The sequence below is a fragment of the Kitasatospora nipponensis genome (genome assembly GCF_039528135.1).
In the GTDB taxonomy this organism is placed as follows: Bacteria; Actinomycetota; Actinomycetes; order Streptomycetales; family Streptomycetaceae; genus Kitasatospora; species Kitasatospora nipponensis.
Genome location: NZ_BAAALF010000363.1, coordinates 3,049 through 3,383, shown reverse-complemented (window position 1 = coordinate 3,383; position 335 = coordinate 3,049). Strand labels below are relative to the sequence as shown.

Sequence of the window (335 nt, the reverse complement as noted above, 5' to 3'; positions counted from 1 at the left end):
TCGCCCCCCCGGTGGCGGTGCGCCGCGTCCCGGTGGCGACCGTGGTCCGCGTCCCGCAGGCGCCCCCGGCGCCGGCGCCCCGCGTCCCGGTGGCGCTCCGCGTCCCGACGGCATGCCGCGTCCGGCCGGCCCGCGTCCGGGGGCCCCGAGCCCGTCCGGCATGCCGCGTCCGAACCCCGGCATGATGCCGCAGCGTCCCGGCCCGGGCACCGGCCCGCGTCCGGGCCCCGGCGGCCGTGGCCCCGGTGGTCCCGGCGGCGGTCGTCCCGGTGGTCCGGGTGCCGGTGGCGGCGCCCGTCCCGGCTTCGCCGGTCGTGCGGCCGGGCCCGGGTCGC

General features: G+C 85.4%; 1 protein-coding gene. It reads left to right on the top strand.

The genetic code is table 11. The features are described 5' to 3' along the window. The coding region (locus ABD323_RS40145; RefSeq protein WP_344447056.1) for a hypothetical protein at positions 1-335 on the top strand (335 nt) is incomplete at both ends.